The organism is Variovorax sp. GW821-FHT09D04 (assembly GCF_059416405.1).
Window position 1 is genome coordinate 55781 of the sequence record NZ_JBWKPA010000004.1, and the last position, 25005, is coordinate 80785.

At 68.6% G+C, this 25005-nt stretch carries 25 protein-coding genes; 5 read left to right on the plus strand and 20 right to left on the minus strand.

Features of this window, described 5'->3' with window-relative positions:
* Positions 1-105 precede the first annotated feature (105 nt).
* From AC07O4_RS14580 to AC07O4_RS14635, 12 genes are all read right to left on the minus strand, one after another.
* On the minus strand, positions 106-1173 hold the full coding sequence (locus AC07O4_RS14580; RefSeq protein WP_495304924.1) for a MucB/RseB C-terminal domain-containing protein: 1068 nt from the start codon (positions 1171-1173) through the stop codon (positions 106-108).
* 38 nt (positions 1174-1211) lie between these two features.
* The gene (locus tag AC07O4_RS14585; RefSeq protein ID WP_495304925.1) at positions 1212-1886 is read right to left on the minus strand and encodes a sigma-E factor negative regulatory protein; all 675 of its coding nucleotides are present in this window, start codon (positions 1884-1886) and stop codon (positions 1212-1214) included.
* A gap of 17 nt (positions 1887-1903) precedes the next feature.
* Positions 1904-2578: an RNA polymerase sigma factor RpoE gene (rpoE, locus tag AC07O4_RS14590; protein WP_235926394.1), complete on the minus strand. Its 675-nt coding sequence runs from the start codon at positions 2576-2578 to the stop codon at positions 1904-1906.
* 9 nt (positions 2579-2587) lie between these two features.
* Positions 2588-3070 carry a hypothetical protein gene (locus tag AC07O4_RS14595; protein ID WP_062475543.1) on the minus strand — a complete coding sequence of 161 codons (483 nt, stop codon included), beginning with the start codon at positions 3068-3070 and terminating at the stop codon, positions 2588-2590.
* Positions 3071-3083: 13 nt separating this feature from the next.
* Positions 3084-4328 carry a beta-ketoacyl-ACP synthase II gene (gene fabF / locus AC07O4_RS14600; protein WP_307694820.1) on the minus strand — a complete coding sequence of 415 codons (1245 nt, stop codon included), beginning with the start codon at positions 4326-4328 and terminating at the stop codon, positions 3084-3086.
* A gap of 96 nt (positions 4329-4424) precedes the next feature.
* Positions 4425-4664 (minus strand): acyl carrier protein, encoded by a 240-nt coding sequence (gene acpP / locus AC07O4_RS14605; RefSeq protein ID WP_007830471.1) that lies wholly within the window; start codon positions 4662-4664, stop codon positions 4425-4427.
* 100 nt (positions 4665-4764) lie between these two features.
* Positions 4765-5508, minus strand: a complete 744-nt coding sequence (gene fabG / locus AC07O4_RS14610; RefSeq protein ID WP_062475549.1) for a 3-oxoacyl-ACP reductase FabG — start codon at positions 5506-5508, stop codon at positions 4765-4767.
* Positions 5509-5540: 32 nt separating this feature from the next.
* Positions 5541-6494 (minus strand): ACP S-malonyltransferase, encoded by a 954-nt coding sequence (fabD, locus tag AC07O4_RS14615; RefSeq protein ID WP_495304926.1) that lies wholly within the window; start codon positions 6492-6494, stop codon positions 5541-5543.
* 51 nt (positions 6495-6545) lie between these two features.
* A complete protein-coding gene (locus AC07O4_RS14620) occupies positions 6546-7523 on the minus strand; it encodes a beta-ketoacyl-ACP synthase III (RefSeq protein ID WP_070062242.1) in 978 nt (325 codons plus the stop codon).
* Entirely contained in the window at positions 7523-8620 is a 1098-nt protein-coding gene (gene plsX, locus AC07O4_RS14625) for a phosphate acyltransferase PlsX (protein ID WP_139702424.1), read from the minus strand. Before plsX ends, AC07O4_RS14620 begins: the two co-directional genes overlap by 1 nt.
* Before the next feature lie 61 nt (positions 8621-8681).
* The gene (gene rpmF, locus AC07O4_RS14630) at positions 8682-8864 is read right to left on the minus strand and encodes a 50S ribosomal protein L32 (RefSeq protein WP_057592299.1); all 183 of its coding nucleotides are present in this window, start codon (positions 8862-8864) and stop codon (positions 8682-8684) included.
* A gap of 173 nt (positions 8865-9037) precedes the next feature.
* Positions 9038-9595 (minus strand): YceD family protein, encoded by a 558-nt coding sequence (locus tag AC07O4_RS14635; RefSeq protein ID WP_095746469.1) that lies wholly within the window; start codon positions 9593-9595, stop codon positions 9038-9040.
* An 86-nt stretch (positions 9596-9681) separates the two neighbouring features.
* On the opposite strand from AC07O4_RS14635, the gene AC07O4_RS14640 reads away from it, so the two are divergent.
* Genes AC07O4_RS14640 through AC07O4_RS14650 form a run of 3 tightly spaced genes read left to right on the plus strand, consistent with a single transcriptional unit; the run spans position 9682 to position 12196 of the window.
* Complete coding sequence (locus AC07O4_RS14640) at positions 9682-10263, plus strand: Maf family protein (protein WP_159275627.1); 582 nt, start codon at positions 9682-9684, stop codon at positions 10261-10263.
* Positions 10260-11027 (plus strand): SAM-dependent methyltransferase, encoded by a 768-nt coding sequence (locus tag AC07O4_RS14645; RefSeq protein WP_495304927.1) that lies wholly within the window; start codon positions 10260-10262, stop codon positions 11025-11027. Before AC07O4_RS14640 ends, AC07O4_RS14645 begins: the two co-directional genes overlap by 4 nt.
* Positions 11028-11029: 2 nt before the next feature.
* On the plus strand, positions 11030-12196 hold the full coding sequence (locus tag AC07O4_RS14650) for an MFS transporter (protein ID WP_495304928.1): 1167 nt from the start codon (positions 11030-11032) through the stop codon (positions 12194-12196).
* Positions 12197-12208: 12 nt separating this feature from the next.
* On the opposite strand, the gene AC07O4_RS14655 is transcribed toward AC07O4_RS14650, so the two are convergent.
* From AC07O4_RS14655 to AC07O4_RS14670, 4 genes are read right to left on the minus strand one after another with little or no spacing between them, the layout of a single operon-like run.
* Positions 12209-13249, minus strand: coding sequence for a S49 family peptidase (locus tag AC07O4_RS14655; protein ID WP_095949576.1), 1041 nt, complete (start codon positions 13247-13249; stop codon positions 12209-12211).
* A 1-nt stretch (position 13250) separates the two neighbouring features.
* A complete protein-coding gene (locus tag AC07O4_RS14660) occupies positions 13251-13619 on the minus strand; it encodes a Rieske (2Fe-2S) protein (RefSeq protein ID WP_062475569.1) in 369 nt (122 codons plus the stop codon).
* 10 nt (positions 13620-13629) lie between these two features.
* On the minus strand, positions 13630-14313 hold the full coding sequence (locus AC07O4_RS14665; protein WP_099795552.1) for an HAD family hydrolase: 684 nt from the start codon (positions 14311-14313) through the stop codon (positions 13630-13632).
* Positions 14306-15406, minus strand: coding sequence for an RluA family pseudouridine synthase (locus AC07O4_RS14670; protein ID WP_159273189.1), 1101 nt, complete (start codon positions 15404-15406; stop codon positions 14306-14308). The genes AC07O4_RS14665 and AC07O4_RS14670 overlap by 8 nt, the downstream gene beginning before the upstream one ends.
* Positions 15407-15954: 548 nt before the next feature.
* On the opposite strand from AC07O4_RS14670, the gene AC07O4_RS14675 reads away from it, so the two are divergent.
* Positions 15955-19185 (plus strand): Rne/Rng family ribonuclease, encoded by a 3231-nt coding sequence (locus AC07O4_RS14675; RefSeq protein WP_495304929.1) that lies wholly within the window; start codon positions 15955-15957, stop codon positions 19183-19185.
* 62 nt (positions 19186-19247) lie between these two features.
* Here the strand turns inward: AC07O4_RS14675 and AC07O4_RS14680 are convergent, their stop codons facing one another.
* Positions 19248-20129 carry a LysR family transcriptional regulator gene (locus AC07O4_RS14680; protein ID WP_487849001.1) on the minus strand — a complete coding sequence of 294 codons (882 nt, stop codon included), beginning with the start codon at positions 20127-20129 and terminating at the stop codon, positions 19248-19250.
* Positions 20130-20240: 111 nt separating this feature from the next.
* On the opposite strand from AC07O4_RS14680, the gene AC07O4_RS14685 reads away from it, so the two are divergent.
* Positions 20241-21809: an MFS transporter gene (locus AC07O4_RS14685; RefSeq protein WP_495304930.1), complete on the plus strand. Its 1569-nt coding sequence runs from the start codon at positions 20241-20243 to the stop codon at positions 21807-21809.
* A gap of 22 nt (positions 21810-21831) precedes the next feature.
* Here AC07O4_RS14685 and AC07O4_RS14690 read toward each other — a convergent pair whose 3' ends face one another.
* The 3 genes from AC07O4_RS14690 to AC07O4_RS14700 are packed head-to-tail and all read right to left on the minus strand — an operon-like array spanning position 21832 to position 24987.
* Positions 21832-23118, minus strand: a complete 1287-nt coding sequence (locus tag AC07O4_RS14690) for a heme biosynthesis protein HemY (protein WP_062482750.1) — start codon at positions 23116-23118, stop codon at positions 21832-21834.
* 7 nt (positions 23119-23125) lie between these two features.
* Positions 23126-24220 carry a uroporphyrinogen-III C-methyltransferase gene (locus AC07O4_RS14695; RefSeq protein WP_062482753.1) on the minus strand — a complete coding sequence of 365 codons (1095 nt, stop codon included), beginning with the start codon at positions 24218-24220 and terminating at the stop codon, positions 23126-23128.
* Positions 24217-24987 (minus strand): uroporphyrinogen-III synthase, encoded by a 771-nt coding sequence (locus AC07O4_RS14700; protein ID WP_495304931.1) that lies wholly within the window; start codon positions 24985-24987, stop codon positions 24217-24219. Before AC07O4_RS14700 ends, AC07O4_RS14695 begins: the two co-directional genes overlap by 4 nt.
* Between the last annotated feature and the right edge of the window lie 18 nt (positions 24988-25005).

The window sequence follows — 25005 nt, forward strand, 5'->3', positions numbered from 1 at the left end:
TTGTCTTTCAAAAAGAACAGAGCTGCAAATAACGACAGAGGCTATGAGTACCCGGCGCCGGCTTGGTTCAGCCCGAACGCCTGCACGGCGTCAGCCCATCGCCCGTCAGCGCGTGCGCGCGAGGCTCTGGGCAAAGGCATTGAGCGTCTGCTGCGGCACCTCGCCGACCGCGGTCAGCCACCAGTCGCTGGCCGGTGCGGGCAGTCGCCGGCGGATCGCGTTGGTGGCGCCGATGGTCAGCACGCCGTCGCCCGGCGTGCGCGTGGGATCGTAGCGTTCGATGAAGAGCGAGACCGTCGCCAGGCCATCGGAGAAGGTCCACTGGACGGTGGTCGCCTCGGGCTTGGGCGGCTTGCCGTCGCCGGCGGGCAGCGCGGGGCGTCGGAAGAAGCTTCGGGGCTTGAATCCGGCCACGGGTGTGCGCAGCATCCAGCCTTCGTCCTGCGCCGTGCTGCGCTCGAGTTCGAGCTTCTCGATGCGGTAGCCGCTCGTGTTGGCCATCATCTGCGCCAGTGCCTGCGCCTTCACGGGCGCATCGAGCTGCAGCTCGGAGAACGCCGACTGCTCGACCACGCGGGTGTCGCTGTCGACGGTCTGGAGCTTCACCACGAGGCCGGAGCGGCGTTCGCTCCAGATGCGGTAGCCGAAGCGCAGGCCGTCGCGCGGCACCAGCTGCACCACGTCGGCATCGAAGCCCGCGACGCGGTCCTTGCCGATGGCGCGCACGTCGTAGTAGTCGCCCACCGACGAATCGGGCTTGTCGGGCAGATTGGGGAAGAGGTCGAGGTTCTCGCGCTTCTCGACCTTCACGACCTTCGCCTCGGGCAGGAAGGTCATCACGTTGCGGTTGCGCCGGAAGGTCGAGCGCGGCGGGCCCGACAGCGCTTCGATGCGCTCCAGCTGGTGATCGCCGTCGCGCACATGCCAGATGCGCGCGCTCGACAGGTCCCCGCCCGGGGCCGACACCACGAAGGTGCCCACATAGCTGCGCTGCCGTGCGCCCGCATGCATGCGCTGCAGCCACTCGGTCACGCCCATGGCCGGCGGTTCGTCGGTCTGCACCGAGGGCACGCTCTTCGTGTTCGCCGCACCGTAGCGGGTCTGCGCGGTGGCCATCTGCCCCAGGCAAAGAACAGCAAACGCGAGCACCAGGGTGCGTGCGGAAATCGGCATGTGAACAACGGTCATTGCAGGCGGCGACGGTCGCGCAATCAGCGCGTGGGGCCCTCGAAGGTGGCGTTGCGCAGGAAACCGGACGGCATTTGCGATGCACCACCGGCCTGCTGGTGGGCTTCGAGCAGCTGGTCAAGGCGCGGATCGCGCAGCATGACCTGCGGATTGCCATTGCCGACCAGCACGCGGGTCGGCGTCAGAGCGCCGCTGCCGGGCGCCGCGCTGCCACCGGCCGCGGCCGCGAGCACCGAGTTCGCCACGGGCGGCTGCACCGCGGCCAGTTGGGCACCGCCGTTCGGCACCGCGGCACCGTTGCCGACCAGCGTCCAGCTGATGGCCGCCACGGCCATCAGCGACGCGGCGCCGGCCACCAGCTTCCAGCGGAACACCGGCTCGTTGGCCGCCTCGGCGCGTTGTCGCACGGGCATCGCGGCCGGCACGGCGGCCAGCGGCGCCACGGCCGCGGGCGGCGCCATCACGACCGGCTCCTGCGCCAGCCGCTGCTGGAAACGCGCCAGGAAGGCCGAGCTGTCGCTGCAGCGCGAATGCGCCGACGAGCGCAGCACGTCGCCCACCACGTGGTACGCGTGCCAGGCGTCGCGCGAGTCGTCCTCGGCGCAGACGGATTCGATCGCACGCGCGAACGCCTCGCCCTGCAAATGGCCGTCCGCGAGTGCGGACACCTGTTCCCGAACCGTCATCGTCTGATTCATGTCATTCACCTGCTGATCTACCAACGCTTGCCGGACTGGTTGTCCAGCAGCGGCTTGACCCTGGCCGAAATGGCCTCGCGCGCCCGGAAAATACGCGAGCGCACCGTGCCGATCGGGCAATCCATGACCTCGGCAATCTCTTCGTAACTCATCCCCTCGATCTCGCGCAGCGTGACCGCCTGGCGCAACTCGGTCGGGAGCGCTTCCATGGCAGCCTCGACGGCACTGGCGATTTCGTTCGCCGCCATGACCGATTCGGGGGTTTCATCGCTGGTTGGTTCGTTTCCAGGACGGTAAGTTTCATCTTCGTCGTCCGAGGACGAACGCAGTGCGCTTTCGGAGACGGTCGGATCGCGCTTCATGTCCACCAGCGCCTTCTTGGCGGTGTTGACGGCGATCCGGTACAGCCAGGTGTAGAACTGGGCCTCGCCGCGAAACTGGTGCAGCGCGCGGTAGGCGCGGATGAAGGTTTCCTGGGCGATGTCCTCGATCAGGTCGACATCGCGCACCATGCGCCCGATCAGCCGTTCGATGCGGCGCTGGTACTTGATGACCAGCAGCTCGAACGCCTTCTGGTCGCCCGCGACGGTGCGCTGCACCAGCTGGAAATCGACCTCACCCGGGCGCGGCGCCTGCGCCGCCTCATCGGGCAGCGCGGACTCCGGAGGCACGGGAGGCAAGGAAGTGGTCATCGAAACGGATCAGGGCGCGTCGGCCGGAGCGGTCGCGCGCCAGGGGTCGCCGGCCACCTCGGCGACCGGGGGCCGCGCGTAGACCGCACGGCGCACGTCGCGCCAGCGCTCGGGCATGGCCCGCTGCTCGAGCCAGACCCAGCGGGCCGCGCGGCCGGGTTCGGCCAGACGGACCAGCAGCAGCGACTGGAAATCGAGCGCCACGACGGCGCGCGCAGCGAGCACGCCGCGCGACGGATCGGCACCGGTCAGCGACCAGTGCAAGCCATCGAAATGCAGCGTGGCCGCACCGTCCCGCCGCAGGCCGAAGCCTGCCGCGACACCAGAGAAGACGACGCTGAGGAGCAGCAGCAGCTGGCGCCAGCCATTGCTATCGAACAGATAGCAGGCCGCGCCGGCGCAGCAGACGCCCAGAGTCCAAAGGGCCAGAAGAATCCGGGTCGCGCCGCGGGTGCGCCCCACCGGATAGGTCACCGACGGTGCGCTGTGCATGGGAGAGCGACGCTCAAGCGCGCTTGAACACCAGCGTACCGTTGGTACCGCCGAAGCCGAAGTTGTTCTTGACCGCGACGTCGATCTTCAGATCGCGCGCCTCGTTGGCGCAGTAGTCGAGATCGCACTCCGGATCCTGGTTGAAGATGTTGATCGTCGGCGGGCTCTTCTGGTGATGCAGCGCAAGCACCGTGAACACCGATTCGATGCCGCCCGCGCCGCCCAGCAGGTGGCCGGTCATGGACTTGGTCGAATTGACGACGAGCTTCTTCGCGTGATCGCCGAACGCCAGCTTGACCGCGTTGGTCTCGTTGAGGTCACCGATCAGCGTCGAAGTGCCGTGCGCGTTCAGGTACTGGACCTCGTCGGCGTTGACACCCGCATTGGCCAGTGCCATCGCCATCGAACGGCGCGGGCCGTCGACGTCGGGCGCGGTCATGTGGTACGCGTCGCCGGTCATGCCGAAACCAGAGACCTCGGCGTAGATCTTGGCGCCGCGCGCCTTGGCGTGTTCGTACTCCTCGAGCACCAGCACGCCGGCGCCCTCGCCCAGCACGAAGCCGTCGCGGTCCTTGTCCCACGGGCGCGAGGCCGTGGCGGGATCGTCGTTGCGGGTGCTCAATGCGCGAGGCGCGGTGAAGCCGCCGATGCCGAGCGGAGATATGGTCGATTCGGCGCCGCCCGCGATCATGACGTCGGCATCGCCGTACTCGATCATGCGTGCCGACGTGCCGATGGCATGCAGGCCGGTGGTGCAGGCGGTAACCACTGCGATGTTCGGGCCCTTGAAGCCGTACTTGATCGAGACGTGGCCCGAGATCATGTTGATGATCGACGCCGGCACGAAGAACGGCGAAATGCGGCGCGGGCCGCGGCTCGCGTATTCGCCATGCGTCTGTTCGATCATCGGCAGACCGCCGATGCCCGAGCCGATGTTGCAGCCGATGCGCACGGCCTTTTCATAAGACAGCGCGTCGCCGGTCGGCAGTCCGCTGTCCTGCACCGCCTGGATGGCGGCGGCGAGACCCAGATGAATGAAGCGGTCCATGTGACGCGCTTCTTTCTCCGAGATGTATTGGGTGATGTCGAAACCCTTGACCTCACCGGCGAACTTGCAGGCGAAGGCGCTTGCATCGAACGCAGTGATGTTCGCAATGCCCGACTTCCCGGCCAACAGGTTGGTCCAGGATTCGGTTGCGGTGTTTCCGACAGGAGCGATGCAACCGAGTCCGGTCACGACGACGCGGCGTTTGGTCATGCCGGCAAACCTTTCTGGAAGCGCTGAGCAGCTGCCGAGCGGCGCGGGCGGTTGAAAAAAGAGCCGCCGGCCGTCGTTGCAGTGTCAGCTGGCCGATCAGGCCTTTTGATTCTTGGTGGCGTAGTCGACGGCGTTCTGCACCGTCGTGATCTTCTCTGCGTCTTCGTCCGGGATCTCGATGCCGAACTCGTCTTCGAGTGCCATCACGAGTTCGACCGTGTCGAGCGAGTCAGCGCCGAGGTCGGCCACGAAAGCCTTTTCGTTCGTCACTTGGGACTCTTCCACGCCGAGTTGCTCGGCGATGATTTTCTTGACACGTGCTTCGATATCGCTCATTTGATTCCCTCTAAGGGTTGTAGGTAACTGGTGGATTTTAGCCGGGCGGCCCGTGGCATTTGCCCCGCGCTCCGGTACGGAAAAAGATTGCGCCTTTCGGCTACATGTGCATGCCGCCGTTGACGTGCAGTTCCTGCCCCGTCACGTACGAGGCCTGCGGCGATGCGAGGTAGGCCACCGCATGCGCGATGTCGGCCGGCTTGCCCAGGTGGCCCAGCGGGATCTGCGAGAGCAGCGCCTGTTGCTGGGCTTCCGGCAGGCTGGCCGTCATGTCGGTTTCGATGAAGCCCGGCGCGACGCAGTTGACCGTGATGTTGCGGCTGCCGAGTTCGCGGGCCAGCGCACGGGTCATGCCCGACACGCCGGCCTTGGCGGCCGCGTAGTTGGCCTGGCCGGCATTGCCGGATGCGCCCACCACGCTCGTGATGCTGATGATGCGGCCATAGCGCTGCTTCATCATCGGGCGGATCACGGCGCGCGAGAGGCGGAACACGGCCTTGAGGTTGGTGTCGAGCACCGCATCCCAGTCGTCGTCCTTCATGCGCATGGCAAGCGTGTCGCGCGTGATGCCGGCGTTGTTGACCAGCACGTGGATCGCGCCGTAAGCCTGCACGATCTCGTCGATCAGGGCTTCGACGGCAGCGCCGTCGTTCACGTCGAGCGCACGGCCGCGGCCGTCGAACGCGCTCAGCGCCTGTGTGATCTTGGCAGCGCCGTCGTCGGTGGTGCCGGTGCCCACGACCTTCAGGCCGCGCTGCGCGAGTTCGAGTGCAATGGCAGCGCCGATGCCGCGCGTTGCGCCGGTGACCAGGGCGACCTGGCCTTCGAATTTGGGAGTGCTCATAAAAGAGAAAAAGTATCGGGGCCTGGCGGCGTTCAGCCGGCGAGCGATTGTCGGACGTCCGCGAGGGTGGCCGGGTCGTACACCGACGCGGCTTCCAGTTCGGGGGCGATGCGCTTCACCATGCCGGCCAGCACCTTGCCGGGACCGCACTCGATGATGGCGGTTGCACCGCGCAGTTTCAAGGCCTGAACGCTCTCGACCCAGCGCACCGGACCGGCGGCCTGGCGCACCAGGGCGTCGCGGATGCGGTCGGCATCGGTCTCGACGGCCACGTCGATGTTGTTGAGCACCGGAATCTGCGGCGCAGCCAACGCCACGCTCGCGAGCTTCTCGCGCAGGGCTTCGGCCGCGGGCTTCATCAGGCTCGAATGGAACGGCGCCGACACCGGCAGCGGCAATGCGCGCTTGGCGCCGTTAGCCTTCAGCAGCTCGCAGGCCTTGTCGACCGCGGCCTTGCTGCCGGCGATCACGGTCTGCATCGGATCGTTGAAGTTCACGGCCTCGACCACTTCGGCGCTGCCGGGGCCGAACGTGGCGGTGGCTTCGGCGCAGCCGGCGACCACCTTGTCGGACGCCATGCCGAGGATCGCCGCCATCGCGCCGACGCCGACCGGCACGGCCTGCTGCATGGCCTGCGCGCGGAAACGCACCAGCGGCGCGGCCTGCGAGAGCGTGAGCACGCCCGAGGCCACCAGCGCCGAATACTCGCCCAGCGAATGACCGGCGACCACGGACGGCGTGGCGCCGCCTTCAGCCAGCCAGGCACGCCAAGCGGCCACGCCAGCCACCAGCATCACGGGCTGCGTGTTGGTGGTGAGCGCCAGTTCTTCCTTGGGGCCGTTCCTGATCAGCGCGCCGATGTCTTCGCCCAGCGCTTCGGAGGCTTCGCGCAAGGTCTCGACCACGGCCGGGTGATCGCCCCAGGCGTCGAGCATGCCGACCGCCTGCGAGCCCTGACCCGGAAAGACAAAAGCAAAGGATTTCATTGTTGTTTCTTCGTCACCGCGCCGACGCCCGCTTCGGGGCGCCGCGACGCACTACAGATTCAATAGCACCGCGCCCCAGGTGAAGCCACCGCCCACGCCTTCCAGCATGAGGGTCTCACCCTTCTTCACCTTGCCCGAGCGCACGGCTTCATCGAGCGCCAGCGGGATCGAGGCGGCCGAGGTGTTGCCGTGCTCGTGCACCGTGACGACCAGCTTTTCGCGCGGCAGCTTCAGCTTCTTGGCTGTGCCTTCCATGATGCGGATGTTGGCCTGGTGCGGGATCAGCCAGTCGATGTCGGCCTCGGTCTTGCCCGCCTTGGCGAGCGTGGCGCGCGCGGCGTCTTCGAGCACGCGGACCGCCAGCTTGAAGACGGCCTGGCCGTCCATGTGCAGCAGCGGCGTGCCGAGCACGTTGCCGCCCGACACATGGCCCGGCACGCACAGGATGCCGACGTGCTTGCCGTCGGCATGCAGGTCGCTGGCCAGGATGCCGGGCTCGTCGGAGGCCTCGAGCACCACCGCGCCCGCGCCGTCGCCGAACAGCACGCAGGTGGTGCGGTCGTTGAAGTCGAGGATGCGGGAGAACACTTCGGCGCCGATCACCAGCGCGCAGCGCGCGGTGCCCGTGCGGATCATCGCGTCGGCCACCGTCAGTGCGTAGACGAAACCGCTGCAGACCGCCTGGACGTCGAAGGCCGGGCAGCCGGCAATGCCGAGCTTGTGCTGGAGGATCGCGGCCGACGACGGAAACACCATGTCGGGCGTCGATGTCGCGACGATGATCAGGTCGACGTCGCTCGCCTTGCGGCCGGCGGCTTCCAGCGCATGCTTCGCGGCTTCAAGGCCGAGATCGCTGCTGCTGACATCGGGCGCCGCAAAGTGGCGCGCGTGGATGCCGGTGCGCTCGACGATCCACTGATCGGAAGTTTCGATGCCGCGTGTCGCCAGATCCTTGGCAAGGTCGTCATTGGTGACGCGGCGAGGGGGCAGGTAGCTGCCGGTGCCGGTAATGCGCGAAAAAGGGGTCATCAAGCGTGAAGGGCTGTCGCGTCGGCCGGCGCCGCCGACTCCTGCCGCGCGAGCAAAGGCGCGGCGTGGGCGATGCGGGCCCGCACGCGATCGAGCAGGTTGTTGCGAGCGGCATCATAAGCGCGATCCAACGCATGGCCGAAAGCCACTTCGTCGGCCGAGCCATGGCTCTTGAACACCAGCCCGCGCAGGCCGAGCAGGGCCGCGCCGTTGTAGCGACGGTGATCCAGACGACCTTTGAACGCTTTTAGAACCGGGTAAGCAACAATAGCCGCCAATTTCGTGAGAATGTTTCGCGAGAACTCGACGCGAATGAACTCACCGATCATCGACGCGACGCCTTCGCTGGCCTTCAGCGCCACATTGCCGACAAATCCGTCGCACACGACGATGTCGGTCGTGCCCTTGAAAATGTCGTTCCCTTCGACGTTGCCGTAGAAGTTCAGATCCTTGGAGTTGGCAGCTGCACGCAGCAGTTGGCTGGCCTTCTTGATGGTTTCGCTGCCCTTGATGGCTTCTTCGCCAATATTGAGCAAGCCGACCGAAGGCGATTCGTTGCCGGTCAGCGCCGAAACGAGCGCCGAGCCCAGCACGGCGAACTGAAGCAGATCCTCGGCATCGCAATCGACGTTCGCACCGAGATCGAGCACGGTGGTCGCCCCACCCTTCACGTTCGGTAGCTGGGGCGCAATGGCAGGCCGGTCGATGCCGTCGAGCGTTTTAAGCAGATAGCGCGCGATCGCCATCAATGCACCCGTGTTGCCGGCAGATATCGCCGCTTGCGCCGCGCCATCCTTGACCTGCTGGATCGCGACGCGCATCGAAGAGTCTTTCTTCTTGCGCAGGGCGATTTCGATGGGATCGTCCATGCCGACCACTTCGCTGGCCGGCACGATGCGGGCTCGCGGATGATCGGCAAACCCCGCCAATGCGGCCGGCGCACCGACGAGCAGCAACGAGGCTTCGCTGTGCCGCTCGAGAAACGCGCGGCAGGCCGCGAGCGTGACACGCGGCCCATGGTCACCCCCCATGCAATCCACGGCGAGCGTGATTGCGGCGGGCGCAGCAGTGAGTTCGGGAGAAAAAGGCGCAGCCATCAAAACAAAGGCCCGACGCTACAGCAAAAGTAGCTTCGGGCCTTGGCCTTGGGATTCGAGATCAGGCTTCGGACTTGTTCTTGAGCACCTGACGGCCGCGGTAGAAACCGTTCGGGCTGATGTGGTGGCGCAGGTGCGTTTCGCCGGTGGTGGGCTCGACAGCGATGCCGGGCACGCCCAGGGCGTTGTGGGAACGGTGCATGCCGCGCTTGGAAGGCGACTTCTTGTTTTGCTGGACGGCCATGATGGCTCCTGGACGGTTAGGTGGGTGACTGGATGCGGGCTCAAGCGGTGGCAATGAGGCGAAAGCTCCGGCGGCATGCATGGAATGCCACGTTCTGCCTTTGCCTTGTATGCATTGCTGCTCACGGCGGCGCGCGCGAAGCCCATGATTATAGCCCAGCCACGGAGAAAGGGCTACTTTCCCTCTTCGGGCTTGCGCGGACGCAACGCGCCGAGCACGGCAAAGGGGTTCGGCTTGGCCTCTTCGGCCGCCTGGAAATCGTCGTCGCTGGACGACAGGCGCACCGGCGTCGGGCACACGTCGTGGACCGGCATGACGGGGATTTCCATCAGCAGCTCGTCCTCGATCAGCCCGCGCAGGTCGAAATCGCGGCTGACGACCAGCAAGTCTTCATCGGACTCCTCGTCTTCCGCCTCGGCCGTGGCCTCGTCGGCCACGAAGCGGAACCAGCGGTCCACGAACAGTTCTGTATCGACCGGCGACAGGCAGCGCTGGCAGACCAGGGGCACGGTGGTTTCGACATCCAGGTGCAGCCAGGGCGTCGCCTTACCGTCGGCGCCGGGGCGCTCTTCGCCGGTCGCTTCCCAGCGGACCACGGCGTCGGTGGCCGGCGTCGCCAGTTCGGCGACCAGGCGTGCGAAACCCGGGACCGGATCGGCACCATCCAGCGTGGCAGCCGCCGCGGTGAACGCGGGCACATTGAGCCTTTCGGGGGCAAATTCTCTCTTCATCTGCCCCAGTCTAGCGCGCCGGCCGGCCTCCCAGGCGAGCAACCCGCCGAGCCGGTCGGGTCCGGTCGCTCACGCACAATCGCTGCATGCAACGCACCGTGATCCTCGCCTCGACCTCGCGCTACCGGCGCGAACTGCTCACCCGCCTCCATCTGCCCTTCGAGGTGCACGCCCCCGAAGTCGACGAAACCCCGCTCGACGGCGAAACGCCCCGCGCGCTGGCCGAGCGCCTGGCACTGGAAAAGGCCAACGCCGTGGCCGCGCGCTTTCCCGACGCGGTGGTGATCGGCTCCGACCAGGTCGCCGACCTGGCGGGCGACGCGCTCGGCAAGCCCGGCGACCACGCACGGGCCACCGCCCAGCTGCGCCGCATGCGCGGCCAGACGCTGATCTTCCAGACCGCCGTGGCCGTCGTTTGCCACGCCACGGGCTTCGTCCAGCGCGACATCGCCCCCGTGCGCGTGGTGTTCCGCGACCTTTCCGACACCGCCATCGAGCGCTATCTATTAGCCGAACAGCCCTACGACTGCGCCGGCAGCGCCAAGAGCGAGGGCTTCGGCATCGCGCTGCTCGATGCCATCGACAGCGACGACCCGACCGCGCTGGTCGGCCTGCCCCTGATCCGCACCTGCCGGATGCTGCGCGCCGCGGGGGTCGACCTGCTGTGACCACCAAAGGCAAGCTCTACCTCGTCCCCGCGCCGCTCGATTTCGGCTGCGATCTCCAGGCCCCGCTGCAGGACGCCCTGCCGCTGGGCACGCTGCAGGCCGCCGCCGGCATCACGCACTGGATCTGCGAGAACGCCAAGTCGGCCCGCGCCTACCTGAAGCGCATCGATGCCGTCGTGCCGCTGGCCGCGCCGCTGCAGGCGCAGAACATCCAGGAACTGCCGCGCGAAGTGCACAAGAAAGGCGACCACGCCGGCCAGTTCGACGCCCGCCCCCTGCTGGCCGCCGCGCTCGCAGGCCACGACGTCGGCCTGCTGAGCGAAGCCGGCATGCCCGCGGTGGCCGACCCGGGCTCGTCGGTGGCACGCGCCGCGCACGACCTGGGCATCACCGTCGCGCCGCTCACCGGGCCGGTGTCTTTGCTGCTGGCCCTCGCAGCAAGCGGCCTGAACGGACAGAACTTCGCCTTTGTCGGCTACCTGCCGCAGGACGGCGGCGAACGCCAGGCGCGCATCCGCGAGCTCGAAGCGCTCGCACTCAAGACCGGCCAGACGCAGCTCTTCATCGAAACGCCGTACCGCAACGCGGCCCTGCTGCAGGCGCTGGTGCAGACGCTGCAGCACAACACCCGGCTCGCCGTCGCGCGCGGCCTGACGCTGGCGACCGCGCAGGTGCGCAGCGAGACGGTGAAAGCCTGGCGCGCCGCCAAGCCGCAGGCCACGACCGACGAGCGCCTGCCCGCCGTGTTCGCGATCGGGCGCTGAGGGTGGGGCCGGGCGTCACGGCCGGTACGCGCTGGGCGTCGCGCGCCCAGTTCTTCGCGTCAGGCTTCATCTTCGCGACCTGGGGCGTGCACGTGCCGACGGTCAAGGCGCACTACGCCATCGACGAGGCGCAGCTCGGGCTCGCCATGCTCGCGGCCGGCGCCGGCGCGATGGTGGGCCTGACCAGCGCCGGGCGCTGGATCGGCCGCCACGGCCCGCGTTGTATGGCCGCACTCTGCGGCTGCATCTACGCACTGCTGATCGCCGGCCTCATCGCGATGCCGGGCTACGCTGCGCTGCTGGGCCTGCTGGCGGTGTTCGGCCTGGTCACCAGCGTGTTCGACGTGGCGATCAATACCGAGGCTGCGCAGCTCGAACTGCGCGGCAATCAGCCGTTGATGAGCGGCATGCACGGCATGTTCAGCCTCGGCGGCATGGTCGGTGCCGCGAGCGGCAGCGCGGCGCTGGCCGCCGGCATGGCGCCGCAGACCCACTTGTGGACGGTGGCCGTGGTGATGATCGGGCTGGTCGCAATCGCGTCGACGCGCATGCTGCCCACGCCGGCCGCACCCGCCGGCGGCGCGGCTGCAGCGGACCACGGCTTTCGCCTGCCGCGCGGTGTGCTCGCGGTGCTCGGCGTGCTGGCCGCGCTGGGGCTGATCGCCGAGGGCGCCATCTACGACTGGAGCGTGCTCTACATGCAGCAGGAACTGGGCAGCCCGCAGCAGCAGGCCGCGCTGGCCTATGCGAGCTTTTCCGCCGCGATGGCAGCCGCGCGTTTCGGCGGCGACGCGATGCGCGCCCGCTTCTCCCCCACGGCCTTGCTACGCGGCAGCGGCCTGCTCGCGGCCGGGGCGATGACGCTGGTGCTGCTGACCGACCTGCCCTGGCTCGCCTTGCTGGGCTTCGCAGGCGTCGGCGTTGGTTTCGCGAACGTGGTGCCGATCCTGTTCGGCGCCTCGGCCCGCGTGCCGGGCGTGGCGCCTGCCAACGGCATCGCCGCCGTGTCGGCCATCGCTTACCTGGGGTTCATGGCAGGGCCCGCGGTGATCGGCCTGCTGGCGCGGGTCAGCTCGCTGACCGCCGCGCTCTATGTGGTGGTGGCCTTTGCCGCCGCGCTGGCGGCCTCGGCCCGGTTCACCGGCAGCGGCGACAGCAGCGCCGCCTGACAAAAGCCGCGCTCAGCGCAGCGCCGGCGAGGTCTTCAGCGCACTCACCGAGGCCGCGCCCATGGCGGCGCCGAACTTCTTGGCCAGCTTCTCGGCCACGTTGTCGCGGCGCGTGTAGTCGATGACTTCCTCGGCCTTGATCACCTCGCGTGCCACGAAGTCGACGTTGCCCAGCTGGTCGGCCAGGCCGAACTCCACGGCCTGCTCGCCGCTCCAGAACAGGCCACTGAACAGGCCCGGGGTGTCGAGCTTGAGGCGGTCGCCACGGCCGGTCTTCACCACGTTGATGAACTGGGTGTGGATCTGGTTGAGCATCGCCTGGGCGTGCGCGCGCTGCGCATCATTCATCGGGCTGAACGGATCGAGGAAGCCCTTGTTTTCACCGGCCGTCAGCAGGCGGCGCTCGACGCCGACCTTTTCCATCACGCCGGTGAAGCCGAAGCCGTCCATCAGCACGCCGATGCTGCCGACGATGCTGGCCTTGTCGACGAAGATTTTGTCGGCGGCCGCAGCGATGTAGTACGCCGCCGAGGCGCAGGTTTCTTCGACCACCGCGTAGACCGGCTTCTTGTGCTTGGCCTTCAGGCGCTTGATCTCGTCGTTGATGATGCCGGCCTGCACCGGGCTGCCGCCGGGCGAGTTGATCAGCAGTACCACGCCCTTGGCGCCCTCGTCCTCGAAGGCCGTCTTCATGGCGGCGATCACGAACTCGGCGCTGGCGTCGCCGCCGTTGGCGATCTCGCCCTTGATCTCGACGACGGCCGTGTGGGCCGTGGTCTTGGCGGTGCTGGGCGTGCTGCGCGAGAACGCGAACCAGGCCAGGAACACGAAGAAGGCCAGCCAGCCCAGGCGCACGAAGGTCTTCCAGCGGCGCGTGGCCTTCTGCTCATTCAGGGAGGCGAACGCGAGTTTCTCGAGCGTGGCGCGCTCCCACCCGGGGCGCTGCGTGGGGTCTTGGGCCATGGTGCGGGGGCTGTCTTGGGATGTCGTGAGGGGGACGGCCGGCTCCAGCGGTTCGAAACCCTGGGGTTCCCTGCGGTTCGGATCGGTCATGTCAGAAGGAAAGAGGTTGGAGGTTCCAGTCAGTATGCCAGTGCACCACGCCGTCTTCTTCGCTCAGCGCGATCTTCACGAGCCCGCCGCGGCAGGGCCCGCCCGCGCATTCGCCGGTGTCGGGCTTGTAGACGGCGCCATGGGTGGCGCACAGCAGCCACTGGCCGCTGTCGTCGAAGAAGCGGTCGGGCTGGAAGTCCATCTCCATCGCCACATGGCTGCAGCGGTTGAGGTACGCATGCGGCAGGCCCTCGAAGCGCACCGCGAAGGCACGGCAGGTTTCGCCGCCGTGGACCACGTCGAAGGGAACGGCGTTGCCGCCCTCGACCAGGTCCGAGGCATTGCACAACGGGATGCGCTGGTCGCTCATGCAGCGTCCCTCAGGCGTTGTCGAGCAGCCAGGCCTGCAGCTCGGCGATCGACTGCGCCACGTACAGCGGCTTGAATTCGTCGAAGGTCGACGACGCGTGCGCGCCGAAGCCCACGCCCACGCTGGCGCAGCCGGCGTTCTGCGCCAGCTGCAGGTCGTGCGTGGTGTCGCCGATCATCAGCGTGCGCTCGGCCGGCACGTCGAGCTCTTCCATGAGTTCGAGCAGCATGCGCGGATGCGGCTTGCCGAAGGTTTCGTCGGCGGTGCGCGAGGCGTCGAAGCGGTCGCGCAGCGCCACCGTCTTCAGGGCCTCGTTGAGGCCGCGGCGCGACTTGCCCGTGGCCACGGCCAGCTTGTGGCCGCGCGCGCGCAGCGCGTCGAGCATGGGCAGCACGCCGTCGAACAGCACGAGGTCGTCCTGGTGCTGCAGGAAGTGGTAGCGGTAGCGGGCGCCAAGCTCGGGGTACTTTTCCTTGGGCACGTCGGGCGCCGCGCGCGCGAGCGCCTCGGCCAGGCCCAGGCCGATCACCCAGGCGGCATCGTCCTCGCTGGGCTTGGCGCCGCCGACATCGACCACGGCCGCCTGGATGCAGCGCACGATCAGGCGGGTGGAGTCGTAGAGCGTGCCGTCCCAGTCGAAGGCGATCAGGTCGAAGCGAGGGGAACGTGCAGGGCGGGCGGAAGAATCAGTCATGGGCCGTGGGGGTGGGGTGTTGGGCCATCGCCTCGAGCGCCGCACGCGACATCAGCGCATGCAGCTCTGGCGGCAGCCCGGCCTGCAGCGCAATGCGCTCGCCGCTGGCCGGGTGGTTGAATTGCAGCCGCCACGCATGCAGGAACATGCGCTTGAGGCCGAGTTTGTGCAAGGCGCGCTGGCGCTCGGACTCGCCATATTTGTCGTCGCCGGCAATCGGATGCCCGGCCGAGGCCAGGTGCACGCGGATCTGGTGGGTGCGCCCGGTCTTGATGGTCACCGCCAGCAATGACAGCGGCGTGGCGTCGCCCGGCAGGCTGAGGCGGGCCAGCACGCGCACCAGCGTGACGGCCCGCATGGCGTCGGGGTGGTCCTTGGCGACCACGCGCACGCGGCGTTCGCCGGCACCGGCGCCCGAGCCGTCGGGCAGCAGGTACTTGGCCAGCGGCGCGTCGAGCACCTTCTTGTTGGCGGGCCAGTCGCCTTCGACCAGCGCCAGGTAGGTCTTGCCGGTCTCGCGCTCGCGAAACTGGTCCTGCAATGCCACCAGTGCGCTGCGCTTCTTGGCGACCAGCAGGATGCCGGAGGTTTCGCGGTCGAGCCGGTGCACCAGTTCCAGGAACTTGGCGCCCGGACGGGCCGTGCGCAATTGCTCGATCACGCCGAAGCTCACGCCGCTGCCGCCGTGCACCGCCACGCCGGCCGGCTTGTCGATGGCCAGCACGGCCTCGTCTTCGAGCAGCACCGGAAACTCGCGCGCCGGCGCGGGCGGCGTGGCGCCCTCTTCGGCGCGCGGCGATATGCGGACCGGCGGAATCCGGACCAGGTCACCGTCTTCGATGCGGGTCTCGGCCTGGGCCCGGCCCTTGTTGATGCGCACTTCGCCCGACCGGATGATCCGGTAGACGTGCGTCTTCGGCACGCCTTTCAGATGGCGAAACAGGAAGTTGTCGAGCCGTTGCCCGGCGGATTCGGCGTCGACGGTCAGGAAGTGGATGGCGGCGTGCGGCGTGCCGGTGTCGGCGCCCGCGGGTCGATCCGCGGGATTTGGAGCCCCCGCGGGGCTTTTCTTCGCACCTATAATGTTTTTCACCAGCGCGGTCGTGTAAGTGCTTGATTAGACAGAAGTTTAGAGCACTGACGACCATGCTGTGAGGTCGATGCCGCTTTGGCGTCCAGCCCGCAAACCCCGCGCAATCGCGCAAAGTGGCAGGCCAGGCACCCAAGTCAAGCCGACACCCACGAAACACCGATACGGAATACCCAGCCTGCAGCTTCCAAGCTGCAGGCGGATCGAAGCGAGTCCCTTGTTGTGTTGATGCTGCTGATTCAAATATGCCTGCGCTGGTCGACCTGGTTTCGACCAGTCGCCTCAGGCATTGAATCGCCCGCAGTGCGCGCCACCCTTGCGCAATCGGCTATCAAAAAGATAGCTACCCAACACCGAATCTGGCTCGCGCCCATCCACGCGCCCCCACCCCGGCTGTCTTCTTGAGCTGACGCTCGAGAGGCCTGCTCGCGCCTGGCGCGGCAGTCACAGCATCCGGGGCCAAGCGGCAATTCCCTGGTTTCGCGGGCGTCGTCCGTGCATCGTTGGCTCGTCATGAGCCGGTAGAACGATACATATAAGGACAACGCATCATGAAGCGGATGCTGATCAATGCCACGCAGGCCGAAGAACGCCGCCTGGCCATCGTCGACGGGCAGAAACTGCTCGACTACGAAATCGAAATCGAAGGGCGCGAACAGCGCAAGGGCAACATCTACAAGGCGGTCGTGACCCGCGTCGAGCCGTCGCTCGAAGCCTGTTTCGTCGACTACGGCGAAGACCGCCACGGCTTCCTGCCGTTCAAGGAAATCTCCAAGCAGTACTTCGCCGAAGGCGTGTCGGCCAGCCAGGCCCGCATCCAGGACGTGATCCGTGAAGGCCAGGAACTCACCGTCCAGGTCGAAAAGGAAGAACGCGGCAACAAGGGCGCAGCCCTCACCACCTTCATCTCGCTGGCCGGCCGCTATGTCGTGCTGATGCCCAACAACCCCCGTGGCGGTGGCGTGTCGCGCCGCATCGAGGGCGACGACCGCGCCGAACTCAAGGAGGCGATGGACCAGCTCGAGTACCCGAAGGGCATGAGCATCATCGCGCGCACCGCCGGCATCGGCCGCTCGGCGCCCGAACTCCAGTGGGACCTGAACTACCTGCTCAAGCTGTGGACCGCCATCGACGGCGCGGCCAAGGGCGGCAAGGGCGCCTTCCTGATCTACCAGGAATCGTCGCTCGTCATCCGCGCCATCCGTGATTACTTCAATCACGACATCGGCGACATCCTGATCGACACCGACGACATCTACGACCAGGCGCAGCAGTTCATGGCGCACGTCATGCCCGAGCATGCCGCCCGCGTGAAGCGCTACCGCGACGACGCGGCGCTGTTCAGCCGCTTCCAGATCGAGCACCAGATCGAGTCGGCCTACGCCCGCACCGTGCAGCTGCCTTCGGGCGGCGCCATCGTGATCGACCACACCGAAGCACTGGTGTCGGTCGACGTGAACTCGGCCCGCGCCATCAAGGGCGGCGACATCGAAGAAACCGCCACCCGCACCAACCTCGAAGCCGCCGACGAAGTGGCCCGCCAGATGCGCCTGCGCGACCTGGGCGGACTGATCGTCATCGACTTCATCGACATGGACGAGTCGAAGAACCGCCGCGAAGTCGAAAGCCGCCTGCGCGACGCGCTCCGGCAAGACCGCGCCCGCGTGCAGTTCGGCTCGATCAGCAAGTTCGGCCTGATGGAAATGAGCCGCCAGCGCCTGAAGCCGGCGCTGTCCGAAGGTTCGTCGATCCCCTGCCCCCGCTGCGGCGGCTCGGGCCACATCCGCGACACCGAATCGAGCGCGCTGCAGATCCTGCGCATCATTCAGGAAGAGTCCATGAAGGACAACACGGCCGCCGTGCATGTGCAGGTGCCCGTGGAAGTCGCTTCGTTCCTGCTGAACGAAAAGCGTCCCGAAATCGCCAAGATCGAGCTCAAGCAGCGCGTCACCGTGCTGATGGTGCCCAACAAGACGCTCGAAACGCCGAACTACAAGCTCGAGCGCCTGAAGCACGACGATCCGCGCCTGGACCACATCGAAGCCAGCTACAAGATGGCCGACGAGATCGAAGACCCGACCTCGGTCACGCGCCGTTCGCAAGAACCCACCAACAAGCAGACGCCGGTCATCAAGGGCGTGCTGCCCGACGCACCCGCGCCGGTGGTGCCGCCCAAGCCCGAAGCGGTGCGCGCTGCGCCCGCTCCCGCCCCGGTGGCCCCGCCCGCGGTGGTCGCTCCGGCCCCGGCACAGACCGGCTTCATGGCCTGGATCAAGAGCTTCTTCGGCGGCGCCTCGCCGGCACCCGCACCGGCACCGGCGCCCAGCGCCATTCCGGTCGAAGCACCGAAGCCCCGCCGCGAAGGCGGTCGCCCGGGCCGTGACGGCGAAACGCGCGGTGCACGTGGCGCCGACGGCGAACAGCGCCGCGGCGGACGCGGCGGCGAAAGCCGTGGCGAAGGCGGCGGCCGTTCGGGTGGACGCGACGGCGACCGCCGTGGCGGACGCGGCGGCGAGCGCCGTGAAGGCGGCGGTGGCGAACGCCGCGGCGAGGCTCGCAACACCGAGCAGCGCAACGACAGCACCAACCCGGCACGCGAGCAACGCGAGCCCCGTGAAGCACGCGCACCGCGCGACGGCGAACAACGCCGTGGCGGTCGCGGCGAGCGCCGCGAAGGTGGCGAAGGCCGCAACGCGCCGGCCGAAGCCCTGCTCGACGGCAACCTGAACCTCGACGCGCAACAACAGCAGCCGGCACCCGGCGGCGACGAAAACGGCAATGCCGCAGCGGAACGCGCACCCCGCGCCCGCGGCGAGCGCCGTGAGCGCGGCGAGCGTGGTGAACGTGGCGGCGAACGCAACGAGCGCGGTGAGCGCAACGGCGACGCACAGCAGCAACAGCCGCGCGATGAAGCCACCGCCGGCGACGGCGAGCGCCAGCCCCGCAACGGCCGTGGCGACGAGTCGCGCGGCCCGCGCGGTGAGCGCAACGACGGCCGCCGCGAGCGCCGCAACGACGCGCCTGCCGCCAACGAAGGCGATGCACGCGTGGCCGAATCGGCTGCCGCCGGCGATGCCGAGCAAGGCAACAACGAAGGCAACGAGCAGCAAGCCCCGCGCCGCGAAGGCGAAGAGCGCCGCGGCCGTTCGCGCGACCGTTACGGCCGTGACCGCCGCGAACGCGGTCCGCGTGACGACGCCGGCAACGGTGGCAACGAAGCCAACGGCGCAGACGCCGCACCGGTCGCCGAAGGCGCCGTGGCTGCCGAAGGCCAGGCCGAGCGCCAGCCGCAGCAGCAACTGCCGCTGGTGGCGGAAGCCGCTGCAGTGGCCGTGGTCGCCACCGCGGTCGAAGTGCGCGAACCCGCGCCGCAGGTGCAGGAGCAGCCGCGCTTCGAGCGCCCCGCCGCACCGGCACCGGCACCCGTCGCAGCGCCCATCGTGGTCGAAGCCGCAGCCAAGCCCGCAGCAGCAGCGCCCGCCGGCAACGGCCGCGCACTGCCCAAGGTGCAGGCCTTCGAACTGCCGCTGAACGAGCTCGCGCAGATTGCCGAAAGCTCGGGCCTGCAGTGGGTCAACTCGGACGCCGAACGCATCGCGCAGGCGCGCGCCGCGATCGCCGCCGAGCCGAAGCCGGTGCACGTGCCGCGCGAACGCCCGCCGGTGATCGTGCTCGACGAAGGCCCGCTGGTTCTGGTCGAAACCCGCCGCGACCTCGGCTCGATGTCGCTGCCGTTCGAGCAGCAACAACAGCAGCCGCAGGAACAGCAGCGCTCGCTCTGAGCCCTGCCTCCTCGCAAATGAAAACGGCGCCTTCGTGGCGCCGTTTTTTTTTGCTTCGGAGTTCAGGCCTGCTGCGGCAGCGCCTCGACACCAGGCAGGTCCGGCATCTCCAGGATCAGTTGCCCGAAGCGGCAGGCGCACGGCGTCTTGCCGTTCTCGCTCCAGATCAGCGAGAAGTTCACGCTCGGCAGCGGCGGCAGGCCGTAGCGGCCGTCGACGATCTTCATGCCCGGCTCCACCTCCTCGCGCGTGAGCACCGTCACCGCCAGCCCTGCCAGCACCGCGGCGCGAATGCCCTGCGGGCTGGCCGAGGTGAAGACCACGTGCCAGTCGAGCGACGACGTGAGGTCGAGCGCCGACCCGGCCACCTGCCGGTTGACGCACGGCTTCGGAAAGAAGGCCAGCGGCAGCGACGCGCCCTTCGGCGCCTCGAAGGCCTCGGCCGCGGCCCACACCAGTTGCGTGCGCCGCAGGCAGGTGCCCTCCACCACGTCGGGCGGCGACATCACGACCGCGAGGTCGAGCTCGCCGGCGCGGATGGCCGCGCGCAAGTCGGTGTGCATGCTCACGCAGACCTCCATGCGCACGGCCGGGAACCCGCGCGCGAACTGCGAGAGCAGCGGCGGCAGGCGGTCGCCCATGAAGTTGTCCGGCACGCCGAAGCGCACCACGCCCGAGATCGGCGAGGGCTGGAAGCGCCGCGTCATCGCGTCGAGCGTGTCCAGGATCTGCGTCGCGTAGCGCAGGAAGTCTTCACCGTCCTCGGTCACCGTGAGGCGGCGCGTCGTGCGGTGCAGCAGCGGCCGGCCCACCTGCTCTTCGAGCTTGCGGATCTGGTGGCTGATGGCCGACTGGGTCAGGTGCAGGCGCTCGGCGGCGCGCGTGAAGCCGCCGGTTTCCTTGACGGCCACGAAGGCGCGCAACAGCGTGGGGTCGAAGTCCATGGCGATCCTGAATAAATGATGTTTCCTAATGAATTCTAGGAAATCAAATCATTTCCATCATGAAGAGGGTTTCACCAGAATCGGCCGCTCTGCCTTTTTGGAAACCGTCCGATGTCCCTCTCCCCTGCCGGCAAGAACCGGATCGCCCTGTCCGCGGTCTGCCTCATTGCCTTGATGTTCGGCCTGGAAATCTCCAGCGTGCCGGTCATTCTTCCCACGCTCGAAAAATCACTGCACGGCGACTTCAGCGACATGCAGTGGATCATGAACGCCTACACCATCGCCTGCACCACGGTGCTGATGGCCGCCGGCACGCTGGCCGACCGCTACGGCCGCAAGCGCGTGCTGATCGTCGGCGTGGTGCTGTTCGGCGCCACCTCGCTGGCCTGCGGCATCGCGGGCAACGCGCCGGTGCTGATCGTCAGCCGCTTCCTGCAGGGCCTGGCCGGCGGCGCGATGCTGATCTGCCAGCTCGCGGTGCTCTCGCACCAGTTCCAGGAAGGCAAGGAACGCAGCAAGGCCTTCGCCATCTGGGGCGTGGTGTTCGGCATGGGGCTGGGCTTCGGGCCGATCGTCGGCGGCGCGATCGTTGCGCTGTCGAGCTGGCAATGGGTGTTCCTGGTCCATGTGCCGCTGGCCGTGGTGGCGCTGGCGCTGGTCCTGGGCAGCGTGGAAGAGTCCAGCGACCCCGACGCGAAACAGCTCGACCTGCCGGGCATCGTCACGCTGTCGCTCGCGGTGTTCGGCCTCACCTACTTCATCACGCAGGGGCCGGGCCTCGGGTTCGCGAGCCCTGTGGCCGTGGCCATCCTCGTGGCGACGCTGGCCTGCTTCGCGGTCTTCGTGTGGGTGGAGAAGATCAACCCGCACCCGATGTTCGACTTCTCGGTGTTCCGCATCCGCAATTTCTCGGGCTCGATTGTCGGCTCCATCGGCATGAACTTCAGCTTCTGGCCGTTCATGATCTACCTGCCGATCTACTTCCAGAGCGGCCTGGGCTACGACGCCGTCACGGCCGGCTCGGCGCTGCTGGCCTACACGCTGCCCACGCTCGTGCTGCCGCCGCTGGCCGAGCGCCTGTCGATGCGCTACCGGCCTGGCGTGGTGATCCCGGCGGGGCTGTTCGTGATCGGGCTGGGCTTCATCGCGATGCGCTGGGGCAGCGGCGTGGCGCATGCGAGCTGGCTCACGCTGCTGCCCGGCTGCCTGCTGGCCGGCATCGGGCTGGGGCTGACGAACACGCCCGTGACCAACACCACCACCGGTTCGGTGTCGAGTGCACGCGCAGGCATGGCCTCGGGCATGGACATGAGCGCACGGCTGATCACGCTGGCCATCAACATCGCGCTGATGGGCTTCCTCCTGCTCGAAGGCATTCACTCGCACCTGAAGAGCGCCCTGTCCGCGTCGCTCGACGCGGTGCAGCTGCGCGCGCTGGCAGAGAAGGTCGCGGCGGGCAGTTTCGCGTCGCTGACCGAGAGTTTTCCGGCGCTGTCTCAGGCCGACCCATCGGGCGCCGCCGTGCATGCGGCGCTGGTGAACAGCTTCGGATGGGTGATGCTCTACGGTGGCATCGGGGTGTGGGTGCTGGCCGGCTTCAGCCTGCTGATCTTCGGCAATGGCAAGCCGTCGGTGCGAACAACGGGCCTGGCGACCGCCAAGGAATCCGCATGCTCTTGAAGCCGGCGGACCGAGACAACGCTCAGGGCGTGTTGTCGACCTGCGCCGCGCGCTTCCACGCGTCGGCTGCTTGCGCGTGGTCTTCGCGCGCCTCGGCCAGCTGGGCCAACGCGAGCCAGGCGCGCCGGTAGAGGTCGGGGTCCTGCAGGCCCAGCCCGGCCTGCGTGAGCAGCTGCTGGGCCTTGCCCCACAGCTGGCGCTTCATGCAGGCCATGCCGGCAAGGTACTGCAGGTTGGCGTCGCGCGGGTTGTTGCGCTGCGCGCTTTCGATGCGTGCGAGCCAGTCGGCGTCGACCGAATCGAGCCCCGCCTCGAGCGCGCGCGTGAGCTTCACGCGCAGCCCGTCGCCGAGACCGCGCGGGTTCGCCACCATGCGCTCCCAGGCCGGCAGCAGCCAGCCGCGTGCCAGCGCCAAGTCACCGCGCAGCGCGACCATGCGCTGGGCCGCGTGGATGGCCACCTCGGGCATCTGCCGTTCGGCCGAATCGAGTTCGGACCACGCACGCAGCAGCTGCGCCGGGTCGTGCGCGCCGGTCAGCAGTTCGGTCGCGAGGCCGCGCACGATGCTTTGCGCCGCCGCGTCGGAGAAGGCGCGGTGCTTGGCCAGCAGGCGCGCGGTGTCGAGCGCCTCGACCGTGCGGCGGTCCTGGCGCGCGGCCTTGAGCCGCAGCCGCAGCGCCAGCGTGCGGCGCTGCGCGCCTTGCGGCAGTTCTTCGAGCCGTGCGAGCGCGGCCGTGGGGTCGCGGTCGTCGAGCGCCCAGCGTGCGGCGCGCAGCTGCACGCCTTCGCGGGTTTCAGGGCTCGCGAGCACGGTGCGGTCGGCGCTTTCGTTGAGGGCCTGCTGCAGGTGGGCGTCGCGCGCGGCCTTGTCCTGCAGGGCCTGCGCGCTTTCGGCGGCCAGCAGGTGCGACAGCACACGCACCTGCTGCGCCTGCGGCAGCTCGGCGCCGAGCGCGGCCAGTGTTTTTTCCTGCGTGAGCGCAGCTTGCGCGGCCTTGCGGGCGCGCGAGAAGCGGCCGGCGATCAGCTGCACCATCGCATCGAGCAAGGCGGAGTGCAGCATGCGTTCCTTCTGCTGCAGCCGCCAGTGGCGCGCCTGCGTGGGCAGCGAGAACAGCGCCGCGAGCGCGCGCAACGCGACGTGCAGCAGCACGAAGGTCAGCAGCAGGATCACGAGCACGAGGTTCAGCGAGAGATCGACCCGCCACGGCGGCCAGAACACGGTGATCGTGCCCTGGTTGTTGCCGGCGAACAGCGCCACCGCCGCAGCGACGGCGAACAGCGCGAGGAGCCAGATTGCAGCGCGCATGAACGGATCAGCGCCCTGCGGCCGCGGTGGTCAGCGCGGCCAGCGTGTCGTCGATGCGCACCGGCTCCGTGCTGCGCACGAGCTGCTGCAGTTGCTGCAGCTGCGTGGCCGCGGCCTGCGTGCGGCGCGAGGCCGGATCGAAATAGCGGTTGAGCGATGTGGTGACCTGGCCCAGTTCGCCGCGCGCGGCGTCCATCTGGCGCGACAACAGCGACAGCCGCGCGTTGAGCAGCTTGAGCTTGAGGTTCTCGCGCAGGAAGTACGACTGCTCGGGCGCCAGCAGCACCGCCTCGGGGCTCTCGATGCGGCCCACGCGCACCAGCGAACGGGCCTCGCCGCGGATCGTCAGCAGCACGCGCTGCCACCAGGGCGCATCGGCGGGAATGGGTTCGGGACGCCAGGCGTTGACGCCGTTGCCGCGAACGGCCACCGCATTGAGCGTGGGCAGGTCGTCCACGCTGCGCACCAGTTCGTCGAGCTTCTGCAGCGCTTCGGCGCTGTCGGTGCTGGCGCTGCTGCGCAGGCGGTCGGCATCGCGCTGCATGGCGCGCTGCACGGGCGCGAGCCGGGGCTGCGCGGCGCGCGCGATGCGCAGGTCGCCGGCCTTGAGCGCCGCGAGCAGCGGCTCGAGGCTGCCGGTGACCTGTGCCTGCTGCAGCGCGAGGCGCACGGCGGATTCGATGTCGATCACCAGGTTCTCGTCGCGCGAACGCGAGAGGCTTTGAATGAGTTCTTCCAGCTGAGAGCGCTGCAACGCGACTTCGGCCACGCGGGTCTCGATGAGGGCCACGCGGGCGGCGGCGTCGCGCACCGTGTCGCTGGCCTGGCGCGCCAGCGTGCGCGCTTCCATCGACTGGGCGGTGGCCTCGGCGCTCTGGCGCGCGAGCTGTTCCTTCATGCCGCCGACCTTCTGCCACAGCGCGATGGTCGACAGCAGCGCGATCAGAGCCACGAGGGCCACGAGGCCCATGCCGATGCGTGCCAGCAGGGTGGCCGCGGCCGCCTGGGCGGCGGGCGTCTGGTGCGGCGCCACCGTGGCGGGCACCTGCACCGGGGCGGCGGAAGGGGGAGAAAGGTCGTCGGACGGGGACGCGGCGCTCATGCGAAGGATTCTATCGACGCGATCAGCGCTTCCCGCAGGGGTGTGCAGACACGCAACGCCCCGAAACCCGCGGCCTGCGCGGCTTCGCCGATGCGTGCATGCGTGGCGATGGCGCGCGCGGCCTGCCACGAGGTGCCCGGCATGGCGCGCTGCAGGTTGCCGATGGCCTCCGAGCTGCTGAAGAGCCAGATGCCATATCCGGCGGCAGCTTCGGTCGCGATGCGGCGCTGCGCCTCGTCTAGCGCGGGCGCCAGGCGCCGGTAGGCCACGACGGTGTCGCGCACGCCGCCGGCGGCATCGATCTCGCGGGCCAGCCATTGGCGCCCGGCCGGCTGGCCGGCTTCGTCGCCGCCGCGCACGATGAGCACGCGCACGCCCGGCGACACCTGCCCGTGGGCCAGCGCCCACAGCGCCTCGGAGTCGAAGCGCGTGGCGCCGGGTGGTGGGGCGTCGATGGCGGCGGGCGGCACGCCGGCACGCAACAGTGCGCGCTCGGTACCGGGGCCGGTGGCCCAGAAGCGGCAACCGGCGAGGGTCGAGCTGCCTCGGTGCTGGAAGAAGTGATCGACGGCGGTGGCGCTCACGAACATCAGCGCCGCGTAGTCCGCGAGCCGCGCCCACGCGGCGCGCAGCGGCTCCACATCGAGGGCAGGCGCGATGGCGATCAGCGGCAGCGCCACGGCCTCGAGCCCGGCCGACTGGAAATCACGGACCCACGCCGCCGCTTCGTGCGCCGGCCGCGTGACGATGACAGGCCCCGCGCGCATCGCTCGGCGCCCACCGTG